The following is a 17578-nucleotide window of genomic DNA, read 5'->3' as shown; positions in this document are numbered from 1 at the left end:
GACGGCGTGCCTGGGACGAGACTCGAGAGATGACGGATCAGACCACACCCCAGGACCCGACCACCCAGCAGCCTGCACCCGAGCAGCCGGCCGACGACATGACGCCGCCGGGGACCACGGACGAGATGTCGCAGGAGCCCGACCACGGCGAGACGTCGTACACCGGGTCCGGGCGCCTCGAGGGACGGCGCGCGCTCATCACCGGGGGTGACTCCGGTATCGGGCGCGCCGTCGCGATCGCGTTCGCCCGCGAGGGCGCAGACGTCGCCATCTCCTACCTGCCCGAGGAGGAGGAGGACGCGCAGGAGACGGTCCGGTGGATCGAGGAGGCCGGGCGCCGCGCCGTGACGTTCCCCGGTGACATCCGCGACGAGGACACGTGCCGGGCGCTCGTGGAGCACACGGTCTCCGAGCTCGGTGGGCTCGACGTGCTCGTGAACAACGCCGCCTACCAGATGGCGCAGCCCGACGGGATCCTGGGGATCACCACCGAGCAGATGGACCGCGTGTTCAAGACGAACCTCTACGCCCTGTTCTGGATCACGCAGGCCGCCGTCCCGCACCTGCCCGCCGGCTCCTCCATCATCAACACCACGTCCATCCAGGCCGTCGACCCCAGCCCGCCCCTGCTCGACTACGCCTCCACCAAGGCCGCCATCCTCAACTTCACCCGCGGCCTCTCGCAGCAGCTCGCCGAGAAGGGCATCCGCGTCAACGCCGTGGCACCGGGGCCCATCTGGACGCCGCTCATCCCGGCGACCATGCCCGACGGGAAGGTGGAGGGCTTCGGTGGCGAGACCCCGCTCGGACGTGCCGGCCAGCCCGCCGAGCTCGCCCCCGCGTACGTGTTCTACGCGTCGCAGGAGTCCAGCTACATCACCGGCGACCGCATCGGTGTGACCGGCGGGCGTCTCATGTGACACCGTTCTGCGCGTGACCACAGACGCACCGACCCACATCCTGTTCCCCGGACGCCACCACATGGTGACGTCGTTCCAGGTGGAGTACCTCCGCTCGGTGCTCGCAGGGCAGGCCGTCGACACCGACGGCCTGCCCGTGCGGCCGATCCCCGGCGCGCAGGTCGTGTGGGCCGTGACGTCCGCGACGCACAGCGGGACCCGCCGCAACCCGGTGCCGGCGCACCGCCGCGAGGCGCTCGTGGAGAGGGTCTCGGCGGTGGAGAAGCTGCCCAGCCTCGTGGCCCCCGTCGCGGACGTGCCACCCAGCCCGAGGTTCGCCACCACCGTCGTGTCGAGCGTCGAGCTCACCTGCGGGGTGCGGCTCACCCCGGACGACACGGTCGTCGCCTGCTCCACACCGGCCGTCATGGACATGTACGCCGGGCTCGGGTACCGCATCCTGCCTGTCGAGCTCGGCGCCGACGCCGGCACCGAGGGCCCGGTCGCCCGCCCGTGGGACGTCCTCGAGATGCTCGCGGACGGCGAGGACCGGTGGACGGAGCTCGCCCACCCCGCCGCCGTCGAGCTCTACCAGCGGTACCGACTCGACGACGCCGTGCGCCTCGTCCACCACGACCCCACGGTCTCCAGCGAGGGCGACCTCACCGAGACCCGCGACTACCGCACCTACACCGCCGACTTCGACGCCGCGTCGGACCGCAAGTGGTCGCAGGTCGCGCCCTACGTCGTCCCCGGGCGGGTGGTGGACCTCGGGTGCGCGGCCGGAGGGCTCCTCGAGCGCGCGTCACGCGCTCCAGAGCTGGGGGAGTCGGACCTCTACGGGGTCGACGTCTCACGGCACCTCGTCGCGGAGGCCGAGCACCGCAAGGCCCAGGGTGTCTTCGCCAACCCCAACGTCTTCTTCGCCCAGCGCAACCTCCTGCGCGCCCCGGTCTTCCCCCCGGCATCCGTGTCGACGACGCTCACCGTGGCGCTCACCCACGAGATCTCCAGCTACGGCGACGGACGCGCCGACCTCGAGCACCTCGCGCGCCGCATCTACGAGCACACCGCCCCGGGCGGGGTGTGGGTGCTCTCCGACGTCCTCGGGCCCGACGACCCGGACCGCACGGTCCACCTGCACCTCGACGGCGACCCGGGCGACCCCGCTGACCTGCCCGTCGACCTCACCGGGTGGGACGGCCCCCGCGTGGCCCGCTTCATCGAGGGACTGAGCCCCGCCGGGCGGCTGAGGCAGTTCGCCCAGGACTTCCCTGCGGCGTCCGGGGGCGCGTGCGACGTGCGCTGGGTGGACGACACCACCGCGGAGCTCACCCTCCGGGCCGCCATGGAGTTCCTCTGCACGCGCGACTACACCGACAGCTACCTCAGCGAGTGTCACGAGCGCTTCTGCGACCTCACGTACGACGACTGGGTGACGATCCTCACCGACGCCGGGTTCGTCCTCGACGCCGCGTCGGAGCCGTGGCGCAACGAGTGGCTCGTGGAGCACCGGCTGTCCGTCGGTGCCAGGATCCTCGACACGGCGGGGACGCCCGTGCCCTGGCCCAGCACCCACGTGCTGGCCGTCGCCCGTCGCCCGGCCACCGCATGAGCGCCACCGTCCGTGACCGCGTGCGGGCCCTCCTCGGGTCGTCGCACCCCGGCCCCACGGTCGCCGTCACCACGCTGACGACCGTCCTGGCACTGAGCGTCGGTGTCACGCCGGGACGCGTCGTGCTCCTCGGTCTCATGGTCCTCGCCGGGCAGCTGTCCATCGGCTTCTCCAACGACTGGATCGACGCCGCCCGCGACACGGCCGTGGGGCGCACCGACAAGCCCGTCGCCCAGGGCCTGGTGCCCGTCCGGGTGGTCCGGGACGCCGCCTACGTGACGCTCGCGGTGAGCGTCGTCCTGTCGCTCGTCCTCGGCGCGGGGGTCGCGGTCGCCCACGGGCTCCTCGTGGCCGGCGGGTGGGCGTACAACGCGTGGCTCAAGCGCACCCGATGGTCCGTGGCGCCGTTCGTCACGAGCTTCGGGGCGCTGCCGGCGGTCGCCACCCTCGCCGCCCCCGACCCGGCCGTCGCCGCACCCTGGGCGCTGGCCGTCGGTGGCGTCTTCGGCGTCTCCATCCACTTCACCAACGTCCTGCCCGACCTCGACGACGACGCCCGCACCGGCGTGGCAGGGCTCCCGCACCGCCTGGGCCGGGTCACCTCGGGGGTCGTGGCGTTCGCGGCGCTGGCCGTCGCGGGGCTGCTCGTCCTCGTCGGTCCCGTCGTCGCGAGCCCTGCCCCGGTCTCCGTGGTGGGGATGGCGGGTGCCGTCGTGTCCGTGGTGATCGCCGCATGGGGGACGGTCCTCGTCGTGACGCGACCACCGAGCCGGCTGCTGTTCCGTCTCGTGGTGGTCGCGTCGCTGCTCGTGGCCGCCCAGCTCGCGCTCAGCGGCACGCGGCTCAGCGACTGACGCAGGTCAGACTCAGCCACTGAGGCAGGTCAGGGCGCGGAGGTCCCGTCGCCCTCGGTGGGGTGCCCGCCGGCACCGAGCGTCGCCGGCTCCCCGGCGGGCTCCCGGTCGGGGGAGGACTGCGCCCACCCCTTGACCACGGTCCACGCGACCGCGGCGATCGGGACTGCGAGGAGCGCGCCGATGATGCCGGAAAGGATGGTGCCGATGGTCAGTGCGAGCAGGATCACCAGGGGGTGCAGGGACAGCGCCCGCCCGATGACCACCGGTGCCAGGAGGTCGCCCTCGAGCTGGTTCACGGCGATGACCACGATGATGACGATGAGCGCGGTGACGGGGCCGTTGGCGACGAGGGCGACGAGGGCCGCGAGGATCCCGGAGGCGGTCGCACCCACGAGGGGGATGAACGCCCCGAGGAAGACGATGGTCGCGAGGGGGAGCGCGAGAGGGACGCCGAGGATCGCCAGCGCGATGCCGATGACGAGCGCGTCCACGAGGGCGACGATCGCCGTGCCCCGCACATAGCCGCCGAGGACGCCGACGGACTGGTTCCCGATGTCCTTGGCCCGGTCCTGGGTCGTGTCGTCGAGCGGCTTGATGAGGAACTCGAAGATCTTGCGGCCGTCCTTGAGGAGGAAGAAGAGGATGACGGCGCCGAGCAGGAGCCCGGTGACGACCTCGGCCGCGGCGGTGGCCCCCGCGATGGCACCGCTCTGCACGCCGTCGCTCTGGAGGAGCTCGGTGGCCTGCTCGCGTGCGGCGTCGAGCTGGTCGTTGTCGAGACCGAGCGGCCCTTCGGTCGCGAAGCGCTGGAGCTCGTCGACGCCCTGACCGGCGGAGGAGACGAGCTCGTCCCACTCGCTGCGGACGGCGCGTCCGATGAGCCATCCGACGGCCCCCAGGACCCCGATGCCGGTGAGCATCGCCGCCCAGGTGGCGAGGGCGGCGGGGAGGCCGCGGTTGCGCAGGAACCGGACGACGGGGCTGACCGCCGCGGCGATGATCGACGCGATGAGGATGGGGATGACGACGAGCTTGAGCTCGACGAGCGCGAGGACCACGCAGGTCGCGAGCGCGAGGACGAGGAGGACCTGGGCGCTGCGGACGGCGGCACGGCCGAGAGAGTCCTGCCAGAGCGGTCGTGGGGTGGTGCGGTTGGCCTTCATGTGGGGAACGCTACGGGAGGGGTGCCCGTGCGGCACGGCGAGGTCGGGACGTGGCGGGCGGCGGTGGGACGACGACGGCCCCGGTCCTCTCCGTCGAGAGGGCCGGGGCCGGGTGGGGGCGTGCTGGGGCCTGCGGTCAGGCGGTCGCGCGGGCGGCCCGCGAGGGGGTGGTGTCCGCCGGGACTGTGGGTGCGCCGATGCTGGGTGCGATCTTGCGCAGGGCGAGGCCGGTGAGGGCGAAGAGGATGCCCATGCCTGCGGCGAAGGCTGCGACTCCGAAGGCGATGACGGAGGTGAACAGCGAGGAGCGCAGGAAGGATCCGTTCATGACGGTGGCGCGGACGGGGTCTTCGCGGTCGAGCTCGGCGTAGGTCTTGCCGCCGGCCATGTCGAGGGAGTGGTGGTTGATGATGTCGGCCTGGTAGTAGGCGTCGAGGGGGCCGTTGACCTGCTTGCCGCCGAACATCGCGGCGTCCTCGGCGACGGTGATGTTCTCGGCGACGAGCTGGCTGCGGACCATGATCCAGGTGGTGCCGCCGGCCAGGACGAGGGCGAGGCCTGCGGCGACGAGGAGGGTTCCGATGAGCTTGACGGTGGTGCGGGTGTCCTTCATGGTCGTGCCTTTCCCAGGGGTGCGGGACGGGTTCCTCGAGAGCCTGGTGGGCGTTCGTGGAGGGGGTGGTTCCGCCGGGGGCGACTGTCGCCTCCTGGTATCCAGCATGGTCTCCGTGAAGGGCTCTTTCCCGGGACGTTGGTCCGGGATCTGACGTCCGGTCAGGCCGACGGCGGGTGAACCCTCCCCGGAAGGAGCGACCAGACGCGGAAGGGCCCCGACCATGTGGGCGGGCCCTTCGTGGCCCCATCCCGATCACCACGCTGCACAAGAGTGAGTGTACAGTCACTCACATGACTCTACGCTCGCTCTCCACCGCGGCCGATCGACGGTCCACGATCGTCAGCGCGGCCCTCACGGCGTTCTCTCGCAGCGGCTACACCGGCACGACGATCGCAGACGTCGCACGCGAAGCAGCGATCTCCAGCGCGTACGTGCTCAAGCTGTTCGGAGGCAAGGAGGCGTTGTTCGTCGCCGCGCTCGACGAGTGCTTCGAGCGCATCGAGCAGACGCTCGCGTCCGCCCCTGCGAGCGGGACGCCCGGCGAGATCCTCGATGCGATGGGCGACGCCTACGCCGAGCTCATCGCGGATCGCACGCTGCTCCTGATCCAGGTGCATGCACAGTCGGTCGCGATGCTGCCCGCCATCGGTGACTCCCTCCGCGCCGGCCTCGCCCGCACCACCCGCTTCGCGAAACAGCGTTCAGGAGCTCCCGACGACGACGTGCAGCGATTCATCGCCTACGGGCAGCTCTGCCACCTCGTCGTGACGTCCGGTATCGCCGACCTCGACGACGACTGGACGCGCATCCTGACCGATAACCTCCGCCATCCCGAGATCTGAAGGAGAAGACATGCTCATCGCACCCGACATCCTCATCACGGGAGCCACCGGCTCCACCGGTCGCGCCACCGCGGCGGCCCTGGGCGCACAGGGTGTGCCGTTCCGCCCGATGTCCCGGAACCCGTCGTCCGCCGAGTGGGCTGTGCAGGCAGACCTCGACGACGCAGAGAGCGTGCGCGCGGCACTCGACGGTGTACGGGCCGCATACCTGGTGACCCCGTCGACCGAACGCGCCGAGATGCAGCAGAAGCGGTTCGTCGATCTCGCCGTCGAGGCCGGCGTGGAGCACGTCGTGCTGCTGTCGCAGCTCGGATCGATCATCGATTCCCCCGTGCGCTTCCTCCGCTACCACGCGGCGGTCGAGCAGCACGCGTTCGCTTCGGGACTGGACGTCACTGCCCTGCGCCCGAACCTCTTCATGCAGGGCCTCCTCGCCGTGTCGAGCATCGTGAGATCGGCACAGATCCTCCCTGCACCGGTCGGCGATGCACGGGTCAGCCTCGTCGACGTGCGCGACATCGGAGATGTGGCCGCGCACGCCCTGACCTCTCCTGCCTCACTGGGAGTGCAGACGCTCACGGGCCCCGATTCGCTCACCCACGCCGAGCTCGCTGGACGCCTCTCGTCAGCGACCGGCCACGAGGTCCGCTTCGAGGACACTGCTCCCGCGGCGTTCGGCGAGATGCTCACCGGTGTTCTCCCGCGGTGGCAGGTCGAGGGCCTGCTCGAGGACTACGCCCACTACGCACGCGGCGAGGCCGCCGAGGTGTCCTCGACGGTGCCGGACGTGCTCGGGCGTCCCGCACGCACCTTCGCGGACTTCGCGCTCGAGAACACGGCGGCCTTCCGAGGCGAGTGAGCCGGGATCCCAGGCAGGGCGGCAGCACGCTCGTGGCGATGAGGTTCTACCACCGGATCTGAGGCTGATCCCGTCCATCAGCCCGCTGGCACTCGCGGAGACGAATCTGCCCCGCACACGGGCGGGGCAGATTCGACCTTCGCAACTTCTGTGGAGCCAAGGGGACTCGAACCCCTAACCCCCTGCTTGCAAAGCAGGTGCGCTACCAATTGCGCCATGGCCCCGTGCGCACCAGGTGCGCGGTGTACCGGGATCAGATCACTCGACGGTGTCTGTGACCTCTGCCCAGAGGTCTCGCTCGGCGTCGTCCTTGGTGAACGCGCGCCATGCGGCGAACGCAGCACCTGCAGCGAGCAGCGTGAACAGAACCTTCTTCATACGATCCCCCCTGGGTGGGTTCCGGCAGTGGGCCTTGGAGGACTTGAACCTCCGACCTCTTCGTTATCAGCGAAGCGCTCTAACCGCCTGAGCTAAAGGCCCGTGCACATCGTCGTCCCTTCAGCGTCGCGGTATGCCCCGCGCCGTCCGACGGTCTGTCTGATGCAGCGCTTGACCTTACCCCACAGATCCGCCCGCGCCCAAACCGACGGGCCGGACGGACCTGTGCGGGGCACGGTCCTGCGAGAAGGTGTCGATCACTCGTCCGTGAGCGTGAGGTGGATGCCACCCACGAGCGCCGCGACGACGTTGTAGAGGAACGCCCCGATGGTCGACAGCGCGGTGAGGAGCACGACGTCCACGACGGCGATGATCGTCGCGAGGGACGCCACGCGCTTGAGCTCGACGAACTGGAGGATGTCCACCTGGTTGGTGTCGCCGAAGATCTCCACGACCGTGTCGTTCACCTCGGTGAACACGTGCAGACCGTCGAGGACGAGCCAGAAGACGACGCTCGCGACGACGATCATGATGCCGATCGCGATGGACAGCAGGAACGCGAGCTTCATCACCGACCACGGGTCCACGCGGGACACGGCCAGACGCACCCGGCGCGGGCCGGGGGACGACGCCGCGGCCCCTGCCGCTGCCCCGGCCGCCGCACCAGCGGTCGGGCCGGCGGCCGCAGGCGAACCCGTGCGCGGCACCCGTCCCGAGGCCGGTGTGATGGTCGGGGGAGCCTCGGTCGAGCCGCCCGCGGGCGGCTTGACGGCCGGCGTCCCGGTCGGCGGTGTCACGGGTTCGTCCTTCTCCGGGCGCGGCACGGGCGGCGGAGGGACGGCCGGGGACGCCTTCGCCGGAGCAGGCTTGCTCGCGGAGGCACCCTTCGGGGCTGCGCCCTTCGGCGCAGCTCCCTTGCCGGCCGCCCCCTTGGACGCCGGAGCGCTCTTGGAGGCAGGGCCCGACGCCGGGGCGGGGGACGCCTTGGGGGTCGATCCCCCCGTGGAGGAGGCAGCCTTGGGCTTCTCCGTCGTGTCACGGCTCATGCGTTCTCCTCGGCTTCTGCTCCGTCGACGTTCACGTCATTGTCCCCGAGCGCGGGGTCCACCACGTCCCCCTGCAGGGTGACGTCCTCCTCGGCGGCGTCCTGGTCGGTCTCCAGCACCGCGTCGTCACCGAGGTTGCGCTCCACGTTACGCGCCACGGCGATGATCCTGTCGTTCTTGTCCGGCTTCGCGAAGGTCACGCCCTGCGTCGTGCGCCCCGTGAGGTTCACCTCGGCGACCGCGGACCGCACGATCTTGCCGCGCTCCATGATCACGAGGACCTCGTCCTCCTCGTCCGTGACGAGCGCGCCGACGAGGTCACCGCGCGCCTCGACGAGGTTGGCCACCTTGATCCCGAGCCCGCCGCGCCCCTGGACGCGGTACTCGCCGATGCGGGTGCGCTTGGCGAACCCACCCTCGGTGACCACGAAGAGCGCGGCGTCGTCGCGGACCACGTCCATCGCGAGGAGCTCGTCGTCCTCACGGAACTTCATGCCCGTGACGCCCGACGTGGCGCGCCCGAGGGGGCGCATCGCGTCGTCGCTCGCCGTGAAGCGGATGGACTGGCCCTTGCGGGACACGAGGATGAGGTCGTCGGTCGCGTCCGCGAGCCGTGCGGAGACGAGCTCGTCGGTCGCCCCGTCGGTGTCCTCACGGAGGTTGATCGCGATGACCCCGCCGCTGCGGTTGGAGTCGTACTCGCTCAGGCGCGTCTTCTTCACGAGGCCGCGACGCGTCGCGAGGACGAGGTACTCGGCCGCCTCGTAGTCGCGGAACGCGAGGACCTGCGCGATGCGCTCGCCCGGCTGGAAGGCCAGAAGGTTCGCGACGTGCTGCCCCTTGGCGTCCCGGCCACCCTCGGGGAGCTCGTACGCCTTGGCCCGGTAGACGCGGCCGAGGTTCGTGAAGAACGCCAGCCAGTGGTGCGTCGTCGTCACGAAGAAGTGGTCGACGATGTCGTCCTCGCGCAGCTGGGCCCCGCGCACGCCCTTCCCGCCGCGCTTCTGCGCGCGGTAGCTGTCGCTGCGTGTGCGCTTGACGTACCCGCCGCGGGTGATCGTGACGACGACCTCCTCCTCGGCGATGAGGTCCTCCATGGAGACCTCACCGTCGAACGGCAGGATGGTCGTGCGCCGCTCGTCGCCGTAGCGCGCGACGATGTCGCTGAGCTCGTCGGACACGATCTGCCGCTGCCGCTCCGGCTTGGCGAGGATGTCCTGGTACTCGAGGATCTCCCGCTCGAGCTTGTCGTGCTCGTCGATGATCTCCTGGCGCTGCAGGGCTGCCAGGCGGCGCAGCTGCATGTTGAGGATCGCGGTGGCCTGGAGCTCGTCGATGTGGAGGAGCTCCATGAGGCCGCGACGCGCCTGGTCGGCGTCGGGGGAGCGGCGGATGAGCGCGATGACCTCGTCGAGCGCGTCGAGGGCCTTGAGGTACCCGCGGAAGATGTGGATCTTCGCCTCGGCCTCACGGAGCATGTACGCGGTCCGTCGGACGATGACGTCCATCTGGTGCACGGCCCAGTGACGGACGAACGCGTCGATGCTCAACGTGCGCGGCACACCGTCGACGAGAGCCAGCATGTTCGCGCCGAACGTGTCCTGCAGCTGCGTGTGCTTGTAGAGGTTGTTGAGGACGACCTTCGCGACCGCGTCGCGCTTGAGGACGATGACGAGGCGCTGACCCGTGCGGCCCGACGTCTCGTCGCGGAGGTCCGCGATGCCCTGCATGCGCCCCTCCTTGACGAGGTTCGCGATCTTCTCGGCGAGGTTGTCGGGGTTCACCTGGTACGGGAGCTCGGTGACCACCAGGCAGATCCGGTTCTGGATCTCCTCGACGTTGACCACCGCGCGCATCGTGATGGACCCGCGGCCCGTGCGGTAGGCCTCCTCGATGCCCCGGTGCCCGAGGATCGTGGCACCCGTGGGGAAGTCAGGGCCCTTGATGCGCGTCAGGAGCGCCTCGAGGAGCTCCTCGCGCGACGCGTCCGGGTTGTCGAGGTACCACTGGACGCCCTCGGCGACCTCGCGGAGGTTGTGCGGCGGGATGTTCGTCGCCATGCCCACCGCGATGCCCGCGGACCCGTTGACGAGGAGGTTAGGGAAGCGGGCCGGCAGGACCGACGGCTCCTGGGTGCGCCCGTCGTAGTTGTCCTGGAAGTCGACGGTGTCCTTGTCGATGTCCCGGACCATCTCCATGGCGATGGGCGCCATGCGGGTCTCGGTGTATCGCGGCGCCGCGGCGGGGTCGTTGCCCGGCGACCCGAAGTTGCCCTGCCCTGCAGCCAGCGGGTAGCGCAGGGACCAGTCCTGGACCAGGCGCACGAGCGCGTCGTAGATGGCCGTGTCACCGTGCGGGTGGTACTTGCCCATGACGTCGCCGACCACGCGGCTGCACTTGGAGAACGCGCGGTCCGGGCGGTACCCGCCGTCGTACATCGCGTACAGGACGCGCCTGTGGACGGGCTTGAGGCCGTCCCGTACCTCGGGCAGCGCGCGACCCACGATGACGCTCATGGCGTAGTCGAGGTAGGAGCGCTGCATCTCGAGCTGGAGGTCGACGCGCTCGATGCGGCCGTGCTCGATGACGGCACCCGTCCACGCGGGCTTCGCCGGCGTCTCGGGTGTCTCGGGGGTCTGGTCGTCTGTCACGTCTACCTCGCTTGTGTCCGGCGCGTCCGCCGTCGGGGGTCCCTGGCCTGGTCGGGGGCGGGCTGTGCCCGCGGTCCGCTAGATGTCCAGGAACCTCACGTCCTTGGCGTTGCGCTGGATGAAGTTGCGTCGGGACTCGACGTCCTCGCCCATGAGGACGGAGAAGATCTCGTCGGCGGCGGCGGCGTCGTCGAGGGTGACCTGCAGCAGGGTCCGGTTGTCCGGGTCCATGGTCGTGTCCCACAGCTCGGAGTAGTCCATCTCGCCGAGACCCTTGTACCGCTGGATCCCGTTGTCCTTGGGGATCCGCTTGCCGGCTGCCTGACCGCTCACGAGGAGGGCGTCGCGCTCCCGGTCGGAGTAGACGTAGTCGTGGTCCGCGTTGGTCCACTTGATGCGGTACAGCGGGGGCTGCGCGAGGTACACCATGCCGTGCTCGATGAGGGGCTTCATGTACCGGAAGAGCAGCGTGAGGAGCAGCGTGCAGATGTGCTGGCCGTCGACGTCGGCGTCGGCCATGAGCACGATCTTGTGGTACCTGAGCCGCTCGATGTCGAAGTCCTCGCCGATGCCCGTCCCGAAGGCCGTGATGAGGGCCTGGACCTCCTGGTTGCCCAGGGCCTTGTCGAGGCGCGCACGCTCCACGTTGAGGATCTTCCCCCGGATGGGGAGGATCGCCTGGGTGCGGGGGTTGCGCCCGCGCACCGCGGAACCCCCTGCCGAGTCACCCTCGACGATGTAGACCTCGCACTCCTCCGGCTTGTTCGACTGGCAGTCACGGAGCTTGCCCGGCATGGCACCCGAGTCGAGGAGCCCCTTGCGGCGGGTGGCCTCGCGCGCCTTGCGCGCGGCGAGGCGCGCCTGCGACGCCTGGATGGCCTTGCGGATGATCTCCTTGGCCTCGACCGGGTGGGCGTCGAGCCAGTCGCCCAGCTGGTCGTTGACGACGGACTGCACGAAGGCCTTGGCCTCGGTGTTGCCGAGCTTCGTCTTGGTCTGCCCCTCGAACTGGGGCTCGCCGAGCTTGATCGAGATGACGGCGGTGAGTCCCTCGCGGATGTCGTCGCCCGTGAGGTTGTCGTCCTTCTCCTTGAGGATCGACTTCGCGCGCGCGTAGCGGTTGACCAGGGACGTCATCGCCGCCCGGAAACCCTCCTCGTGCGTGCCGCCCTCGGTCGTGGAGATCGTGTTCGCGTACGTGTGCACGGACTCGGAGTAGGCGTTGGTCCACTGCATGGCGACCTCGAGCGAGATGCGCCGGTCGGTGTCCTCGGACTCGAACGCGATGATCTCGGGGTGCACCACCTCGAGCTTCTTCGCGGAGTTCAGGTGCGCGACGTAGTCGAGGAGACCGGCGTCGTACCGGTACGTCACCGTGCGGGGCGCGGCGGCGGCAGCCTCGTCGGCGCCCTCCTCGCCCGCGACCTCGTCGACGGTGGCCTCGTGGTCCGGCCGCTCGTCGGTGAGGGAGATCTGCAGGCCCTTGTTGAGGAACGCCATCTGCTGGAAGCGGGCGCGCAGGGTCTCGAAGTCGAACGTCGTGGTCTCGAAGATCGAGGGGTCGGCCCAGAAGGTCTGCGTGGTGCCGGTCTCGTCGGTGGCCTCGCCCTGACGGAGCTCGCCCACCGGCTTGCCGCCGTTCGCGAACGACTGGTTCCACACGTGCCCGTCGCGGCGGACCTCGGTCTCGACGCGGCTCGAGAGCGCGTTGACCACGGAGATGCCGACACCGTGCAGACCACCGGAGACCGCGTACCCGGAGCCGCCGAACTTCCCGCCGGCGTGGAGGATGGTCATGACGACCTCGACGGTGGGCCGGCCCTCGGTCGGGTGGACCGCGACGGGGATGCCTCGACCGTTGTCCACGACCCGCACGCCACCGTCGGCGAGGAGGGTCACCTCGATGTGGTCGCAGTGCCCGGCGAGGGCCTCGTCCACAGAGTTGTCCACAACCTCGTACACGAGGTGGTGAAGACCGCGCTCACCGGTCGAGCCGATGTACATGCCCGGGCGCTTGCGCACCGCTTCGAGACCTTCGAGGACCGTGATGGCGCTGGCGTCGTAACTTCCGCCGTTCACCTGACCGACGCTCGCGGTCGGCGCTGGATCAGCGGTTGTGTTGAGTTCTGCCACGTTGGGTGGTGCTCCTAGTCCTCCTGCGGCCACATGGGCACGGCACCCGGGAGGACTGCTCCCCACCTGCGGCGTCCGCGGCACGACCGCTCTTTTCCGAGCGCGTCGAGCGGCCGGAATGACCTCCCGAGTCTACCGGAAGGTCGCGGATCGCCGGGCCCTGACACGAGATTTCCACAGGTGTACCCACAGGTATGGATATGTCTCGGACGTCGAGCTGCCGTCGAGGTCGGTCACCCGTACGTGTCGCGCGCCCCTCGCCCCTTGACCGAGCGTCGTCCCTGCTTGAAGCCGGTGCCCGCCGGCCCCAGGACGGTGATGGTCTGCACGACGTCGACACCGACCTCCGTCGCCATGAGATCGAGGAGTCGCGGCACGAGCAGACGGATCTGCGTCGCCCACGCCGTCGAGTCGGCGCGGACGACGAGCACGTGGTCCTCGAACGTCTCGGGCGTGCAGTGGTCCGCGATGTCGTCCCCCACCACCTCGCGCCACCGGCCGATCACCCCGCCCACGGACACCTCCTGGACCCAGCCCCTCTGGCGGAGCAGCGCCGCGAGCGTCTCCGCGAAGAGCTTGGGGTCACGACCGTCGCGGCCAGGGCCGGTCCGCGGAGGTTCGGCGAGGATCCGGCGCTGCTGCTTCCCCGGGTAGAGCCCTTTCGCCCGAGCCGCCGCCCGCGCACGGTTGAGCGCCTCGCGGGCGACCTCCGCGGGCGGGGTGAGGTCGACGATCTCGCCGACGGGTCGGCCGTCCCGCACGGGCGCCGTGACCGTCCCGTCGTCGGGCTCCACCCCTGGTTCCTCGACCTCGTCCCTACGGTCCTCGTCACCGCGCACGGGTCGCGCTCCCTCCACCGACGTCTATCCGCACACCGACGAGCTGCTCCGGAACGTCCTCGGCCACCGCCGCCGTGATGAGCACCTGACCCGCGCCTGCCACGAGGTCCGCGAGGCGCGAGCGGCGCCGCGAGTCGAGCTCGGCGAAGACGTCGTCGAGGATGAGCACGGGCTCGGCGTCGTCCCCCGACTCCGCGAACCACATGGCCTCGGCGCTCGACCCCGCGGACGGTCCCTCGGTCAGGAGCCGCCAGGACGCGAGCCGCAGCGCGAGCGCGAACGACCACGACTCCCCGTGGCTCGCGTACCCCTTCGCGGGGAGGCCGCCCAGGGTGAGCACCACGTCGTCCCTGTGGGGGCCCACCAGGCACACCCCGCGCTCGAGCTCCTTGGCCCGGACCAGCGCGAGCGCCTCGAGCATCTGCGCCTCCAGGGCGTCCGCGCGCGATCCGGTCGCAGCGGAGGCAGGAGCGTCGGGACCTTCCGCCGGGTCGGCCCCGTCGGCGAGCACGCCGGCGAGCGACGAGCGATACGCGACGTGCGCCTCGCCCTGGCCTGCACTCACCTGCTCGTAGGCGAGGGCGACGTGGGGGAGCAGCTCGGCGACGAGGCTCTCGCGGAGCGCGACGATCTGCGCCCCGACCTGCGCGAGCTTCGCGTCCCAGACGTCGAGCGTGCGGAGGTCCGGCCCTGCGGACGAGCGACGGGCCGCCCCGGCGGACTTGAGCAGGGCGCTGCGCTGACGCAGGACGCGGTCGTAGTCGGAGAGCACACCCGCCATGCGAGGGACGAGGAGGACGGTGAGCTCGTCGAGGAAGCGACGCCGGGCGTCGGGGTCGCCCTTCACGAGGACGAGGTCCTCCGGGGCGAAGAGGACGGTCCGGGCGATGCCCAGGACGTCGCGGGGACGCTGAGCGGGGGAGCGGTTGATCCGTGCCCGGTTCGCCTTCCCCGCGGTGATCTCGATCTCGACGACGCTCGCCCGGTCACCACGGACGATCCGCGACCGGACGACCGCCCGCGGAGCACCGGCACGGATCAGCGCCGCGTCGGTGGAGACGCGGTGGCTGCCGAGCGTGGCGACGTAGCCGACGGCCTCGACGAGGTTCGTCTTCCCCTGCCCGTTGGGTCCGACGAGCGCGTTGATCCCGGGCTCGAACTCGACGTCGACCTGCGCGTAGGAGCGGAAGTCGAGGAGGGAGAGGTGAGAGACGTGCATCAGCCCTCCTGGTCGTCGGTCTCCCGCGGGGAGCGGCCCGGCGGTCGGTGTTTCACGTGGAACATCGCCCCGGGCGACGCCCGAGGCTCAGCCCTCGGACGCAGCCGGCCTCGTGGCGTGCCCACCGAACTGGTTGCGCAACGCGGACACCGCCTTCATGGCGGGCGAGGCACCCTGCCGGGAGGCGAAGCGCGCGAAGAGCGCCGCCGAGATCACCGGGAGCGGCACCGCGGAGTCGATCGCCTCGTCGACGGTCCACCGACCCTCGCCGGAGTCGTCGACCCAGTCGCTGATCTCCGCGAGGGAGGGGTCCTCCTCGAGAGCCTTCACCAGGAGGTCGAGGAGCCACGACCGCACCACCGTGCCGCGCGACCACGCCTTGAGGGTCCCCGGCACGTCGGTGACGATGTCCTTCGCCTCGAGGAGCTCGTACCCCTCCGCGTACGCCTGCATGAGGCCGTACTCGATCCCGTTGTGCACCATCTTCGCGAAGTGCCCCGCCCCGACCGCCCCGGCGTGGACGAAGCCCTCGTCCCGCGGTCCGTCGGGTCGCAACGCGTCGAACACCGGCATCGCCCGCGCGACGAGCTCCGCGTCACCACCGACCATGAGGCCGTACCCGTTGTCCAGACCCCAGATGCCGCCGGAGACGCCGGCGTCGAGATACCCGATGCCGTGCTCGGCCAGGGCCGCCGCTCGCACCCCGTCCTCGACGTAGTGGGAGTTCCCGCCCTCGATCACGGCGTCGCCCGCGGTCATCAGACCCGCGAGCTCGTCGAGGACCGCCCGGGTCACGTCGCCTGCCGGAACCATGACCCACACGAGGCGCTCCCCGGCGGGCAGCTCCGCGACGAGGTCCGCCAGCGACGCCACGTCGGTCACGTCGGGGTTGCGGTCGTACCCGACCACCTCGACGCCCCGTGCACGCAGCCTGGAGCGCATGTTCGCGCCCATCTTCCCGAGCCCGACGAGTCCGATACGCATGGGGTCCTCCTGTCAGCTGGCGAAACGGATGGGGACGAGCAGGTACCGGTAGCGGGAGCTGTCCTCCCCGTCCAGGGTGTCCTGTCCGGTGAACTCCACCGGCTTGTTCGGGTGCGTGAAGCTCAGGCGGACGAAGTCCGTCCCCATGGCCGCGAGACCGTCGAGGAGGAACTGCGGGTTGAAGGCCACCGAGATGTCCTCGCCCACGAGGGTCGACTCGAGCGCCTCGGAGGCCTGGGCGTCGTCGCCCTGCCCTGCGTCGAGCACGACCTGCCCCTCGGAGAACGAGAGCCGGATCGAGGTGTTGCGCTCGGCGACGAGCGCGACACGCTTGGCGGCGTCGATGAGGCCCTGACGAGCGACGACGGCGTGGATGGGGGTCTCGTCCGGGAAGAGACGCCGGACGTGCGGGTAGTCACCGTCGACGAGCAGCGAGGTCGTGTGCCGACCGCCGGCCTCGAAACCGACGAGGTCGACGCCCGTCCCCGTCCCGAGGGCGACGTTCACGTCGCTCGACCCTCCGAGGGACTTGGCGACGTCCGAGAGCGTGCGCGCGCGCACCAGCGCCACGGTGGAGATGTCCGGGGACGACGGGCGCCACGTCATCTCCCGCAGGGCGAGCCGGTAGCGGTCCGTGGCGAGGAGGGTGACCTTCTCGCCCTCGATCTCGACGCGGACGCCTGTGAGGAGCGGGAGGGTGTCGTCGCGGCTCGCCGCGACGGTCACCTGGGCGACGGCGTGGGTGAGCTCGTCGCCGGAGACGGTGCCGGCGATCTCGGGCATCGTGGGGAGAGCCGGGTAGTCCTCGACGGGCATGGTGAGGAGCGTGAAGCGGCTCGCGCCGCACACGACGGACACCCTGCTGCCCTCGACGCTGAAGTCGACGGGCTTGGCGGGCAGGGACCGGGAGATCTCGGCGAGCAGCCGGCCGGACACGAGGACGGTGCCGGGCTCCGTGACCTCGGCCGGGATCTCGGACCGTGCGGAGACCTCGTAGTCGAAGCTCGCGAGCCCGAGGACCCCGTCGCTCGTCGCGTCGATGCGGATACCTGCGAGCACCGGGGCCGGAGGGCGTGCTGGGAGGGTGCGAGCCGTCCACGTCACAGCTTCCGCAAGAACGTCACGCTCAACCCGGAACTTCATCCCTCACCCTTTCCTGGGTGTGCCGTGCGGCACATGACTGTCGGTGCGGGGCGTGCCCGCACGAGCACCGTACTAGCGAGAGGCCGACGAGCGCAGGCTGTGGGAGCCGGTCTTCCGTGGCAGCAGGTGCAGGCCACGGTGCAGGGCGGGAGAGGTCTCTGGCCGTCACGGTGTGGTTGAACCCTACGCGAGCGGCGGCAGACGGAGCGACCGTCGTCGTGGTGTGTCCCTGGCCCGTGTGGTCGGTGAGCCCCCGCAGCACGGTCGGACGTCCGCTCGGAGCCGTGATGAAGGTGTGTGGATTCCCCTATGAGAGATGAGTAGTAGTTGTAGT

Annotated in this window: 15 protein-coding genes and 2 tRNA genes; 5 read left to right on the top strand and 12 right to left on the bottom strand. The window is 70.6% G+C overall.

Annotated elements, in window-relative coordinates; translation table 11 throughout:
- Positions 1-29: 29 nt before the first annotated feature.
- From JAV76_RS07525 to JAV76_RS07515, 3 genes are read left to right on the top strand one after another with little or no spacing between them, the layout of a single operon-like run.
- Positions 30-920, top strand: coding sequence for an SDR family oxidoreductase (locus tag JAV76_RS07525; protein ID WP_198733425.1), 891 nt, complete (start codon positions 30-32; stop codon positions 918-920).
- A 13-nt stretch (positions 921-933) separates the two neighbouring features.
- Positions 934-2514 carry a methyltransferase domain-containing protein gene (locus JAV76_RS07520; protein ID WP_307844075.1) on the top strand — a complete coding sequence of 527 codons (1581 nt, stop codon included), beginning with the start codon at positions 934-936 and terminating at the stop codon, positions 2512-2514.
- Positions 2511-3368 (top strand): UbiA family prenyltransferase, encoded by an 858-nt coding sequence (locus JAV76_RS07515; protein WP_198733424.1) that lies wholly within the window; start codon positions 2511-2513, stop codon positions 3366-3368. The genes JAV76_RS07520 and JAV76_RS07515 overlap by 4 nt, the downstream gene beginning before the upstream one ends.
- 29 nt (positions 3369-3397) lie before the next feature.
- On the opposite strand, the gene JAV76_RS07510 is transcribed toward JAV76_RS07515, so the two are convergent.
- Together JAV76_RS07510 and JAV76_RS07505 are read right to left on the bottom strand one after the other, a co-directional pair.
- Positions 3398-4534, bottom strand: a complete 1137-nt coding sequence (locus JAV76_RS07510; protein ID WP_198733423.1) for an AI-2E family transporter — start codon at positions 4532-4534, stop codon at positions 3398-3400.
- A 136-nt stretch (positions 4535-4670) separates the two neighbouring features.
- The gene (locus JAV76_RS07505; RefSeq protein ID WP_198733422.1) at positions 4671-5147 is read right to left on the bottom strand and encodes an aromatic ring-opening dioxygenase LigA; all 477 of its coding nucleotides are present in this window, start codon (positions 5145-5147) and stop codon (positions 4671-4673) included.
- Between the two features lie 293 nt (positions 5148-5440).
- On the opposite strand from JAV76_RS07505, the gene JAV76_RS07500 reads away from it, so the two are divergent.
- Positions 5441-5992 (top strand): TetR/AcrR family transcriptional regulator, encoded by a 552-nt coding sequence (locus tag JAV76_RS07500; protein ID WP_198733421.1) that lies wholly within the window; start codon positions 5441-5443, stop codon positions 5990-5992.
- Between the two features lie 10 nt (positions 5993-6002).
- Positions 6003-6851, top strand: coding sequence for an NmrA family NAD(P)-binding protein (locus JAV76_RS07495; protein ID WP_198733420.1), 849 nt, complete (start codon positions 6003-6005; stop codon positions 6849-6851).
- A gap of 151 nt (positions 6852-7002) precedes the next feature.
- On the opposite strand, the gene JAV76_RS07490 is transcribed toward JAV76_RS07495, so the two are convergent.
- The 10 genes from JAV76_RS07490 to dnaN form a co-directional block, all read right to left on the bottom strand.
- Positions 7003-7075: transfer RNA gene (locus JAV76_RS07490), tRNA-Ala, on the bottom strand.
- A gap of 34 nt (positions 7076-7109) precedes the next feature.
- The gene (locus tag JAV76_RS14910; RefSeq protein WP_230402018.1) at positions 7110-7229 is read right to left on the bottom strand and encodes a DLW-39 family protein; all 120 of its coding nucleotides are present in this window, start codon (positions 7227-7229) and stop codon (positions 7110-7112) included.
- 28 nt (positions 7230-7257) lie between these two features.
- A tRNA-Ile gene (locus tag JAV76_RS07485) sits at positions 7258-7331 on the bottom strand.
- A 155-nt stretch (positions 7332-7486) separates the two neighbouring features.
- Positions 7487-8275, bottom strand: a complete 789-nt coding sequence (locus JAV76_RS07480; protein ID WP_198733419.1) for a DUF3566 domain-containing protein — start codon at positions 8273-8275, stop codon at positions 7487-7489.
- Positions 8272-10926, bottom strand: a complete 2655-nt coding sequence (gene gyrA / locus JAV76_RS07475) for a DNA gyrase subunit A (RefSeq protein WP_372403310.1) — start codon at positions 10924-10926, stop codon at positions 8272-8274. The genes JAV76_RS07480 and gyrA overlap by 4 nt, the downstream gene beginning before the upstream one ends.
- Before the next feature lie 78 nt (positions 10927-11004).
- Positions 11005-13005 (bottom strand): DNA topoisomerase (ATP-hydrolyzing) subunit B, encoded by a 2001-nt coding sequence (gyrB, locus tag JAV76_RS07470; RefSeq protein ID WP_307844073.1) that lies wholly within the window; start codon positions 13003-13005, stop codon positions 11005-11007.
- Positions 13006-13292: 287 nt separating this feature from the next.
- The gene (locus tag JAV76_RS07465) at positions 13293-13898 is read right to left on the bottom strand and encodes a DciA family protein (RefSeq protein WP_307844072.1); all 606 of its coding nucleotides are present in this window, start codon (positions 13896-13898) and stop codon (positions 13293-13295) included.
- Positions 13888-15117 carry a DNA replication/repair protein RecF gene (recF, locus tag JAV76_RS07460; protein WP_198733417.1) on the bottom strand — a complete coding sequence of 410 codons (1230 nt, stop codon included), beginning with the start codon at positions 15115-15117 and terminating at the stop codon, positions 13888-13890. Before recF ends, JAV76_RS07465 begins: the two co-directional genes overlap by 11 nt.
- A gap of 87 nt (positions 15118-15204) precedes the next feature.
- Positions 15205-16101: a phosphogluconate dehydrogenase (NAD(+)-dependent, decarboxylating) gene (gnd, locus tag JAV76_RS07455; protein WP_198733416.1), complete on the bottom strand. Its 897-nt coding sequence runs from the start codon at positions 16099-16101 to the stop codon at positions 15205-15207.
- A 12-nt stretch (positions 16102-16113) separates the two neighbouring features.
- Complete coding sequence (dnaN, locus tag JAV76_RS07450; RefSeq protein ID WP_198733415.1) at positions 16114-17244, bottom strand: DNA polymerase III subunit beta; 1131 nt, start codon at positions 17242-17244, stop codon at positions 16114-16116.
- Between the last annotated feature and the right edge of the window lie 334 nt (positions 17245-17578).

This window comes from Sanguibacter suaedae (genome assembly GCF_016342785.1).
Lineage (GTDB): Bacteria > Actinomycetota > Actinomycetes > Actinomycetales > Cellulomonadaceae > Sanguibacter > Sanguibacter suaedae.
The sequence above is the reverse complement of the archived record's forward strand: the minus strand, read 5'-3'. Positions and strand labels throughout refer to the sequence as shown.

Bases quoted from the DNA above. Each gene is read 5' to 3' on its own strand.
- JAV76_RS07515 (WP_198733424.1), top strand. From the start codon at position 2,511: ATGAGCGCCACCGTCCGTGACCGCGTGCGGGCCCTCCTCGGGTCGTCG.
- JAV76_RS07505 (WP_198733422.1), bottom strand. From the start codon at position 5,147: ATGAAGGACACCCGCACCACCGTCAAGCTCATCGGAACCCTCCTCGTC.
- dnaN (WP_198733415.1), bottom strand. From the start codon at position 17,244: ATGAAGTTCCGGGTTGAGCGTGACGTTCTTGCGGAAGCTGTGACGTGG.
- JAV76_RS07500 (WP_198733421.1), top strand. From the start codon at position 5,441: ATGACTCTACGCTCGCTCTCCACCGCGGCCGATCGACGGTCCACGATC.
- gnd (WP_198733416.1), bottom strand. From the start codon at position 16,101: ATGCGTATCGGACTCGTCGGGCTCGGGAAGATGGGCGCGAACATGCGC.
- JAV76_RS07480 (WP_198733419.1), bottom strand. From the start codon at position 8,275: ATGAGCCGTGACACGACGGAGAAGCCCAAGGCTGCCTCCTCCACGGGG.
- JAV76_RS07510 (WP_198733423.1), bottom strand. From the start codon at position 4,534: ATGAAGGCCAACCGCACCACCCCACGACCGCTCTGGCAGGACTCTCTC.
- JAV76_RS14910 (WP_230402018.1), bottom strand. From the start codon at position 7,229: ATGAAGAAGGTTCTGTTCACGCTGCTCGCTGCAGGTGCTGCGTTCGCC.
- JAV76_RS07495 (WP_198733420.1), top strand. From the start codon at position 6,003: ATGCTCATCGCACCCGACATCCTCATCACGGGAGCCACCGGCTCCACC.
- recF (WP_198733417.1), bottom strand. From the start codon at position 15,117: ATGCACGTCTCTCACCTCTCCCTCCTCGACTTCCGCTCCTACGCGCAG.
- JAV76_RS07525 (WP_198733425.1), top strand. From the start codon at position 30: ATGACGGATCAGACCACACCCCAGGACCCGACCACCCAGCAGCCTGCA.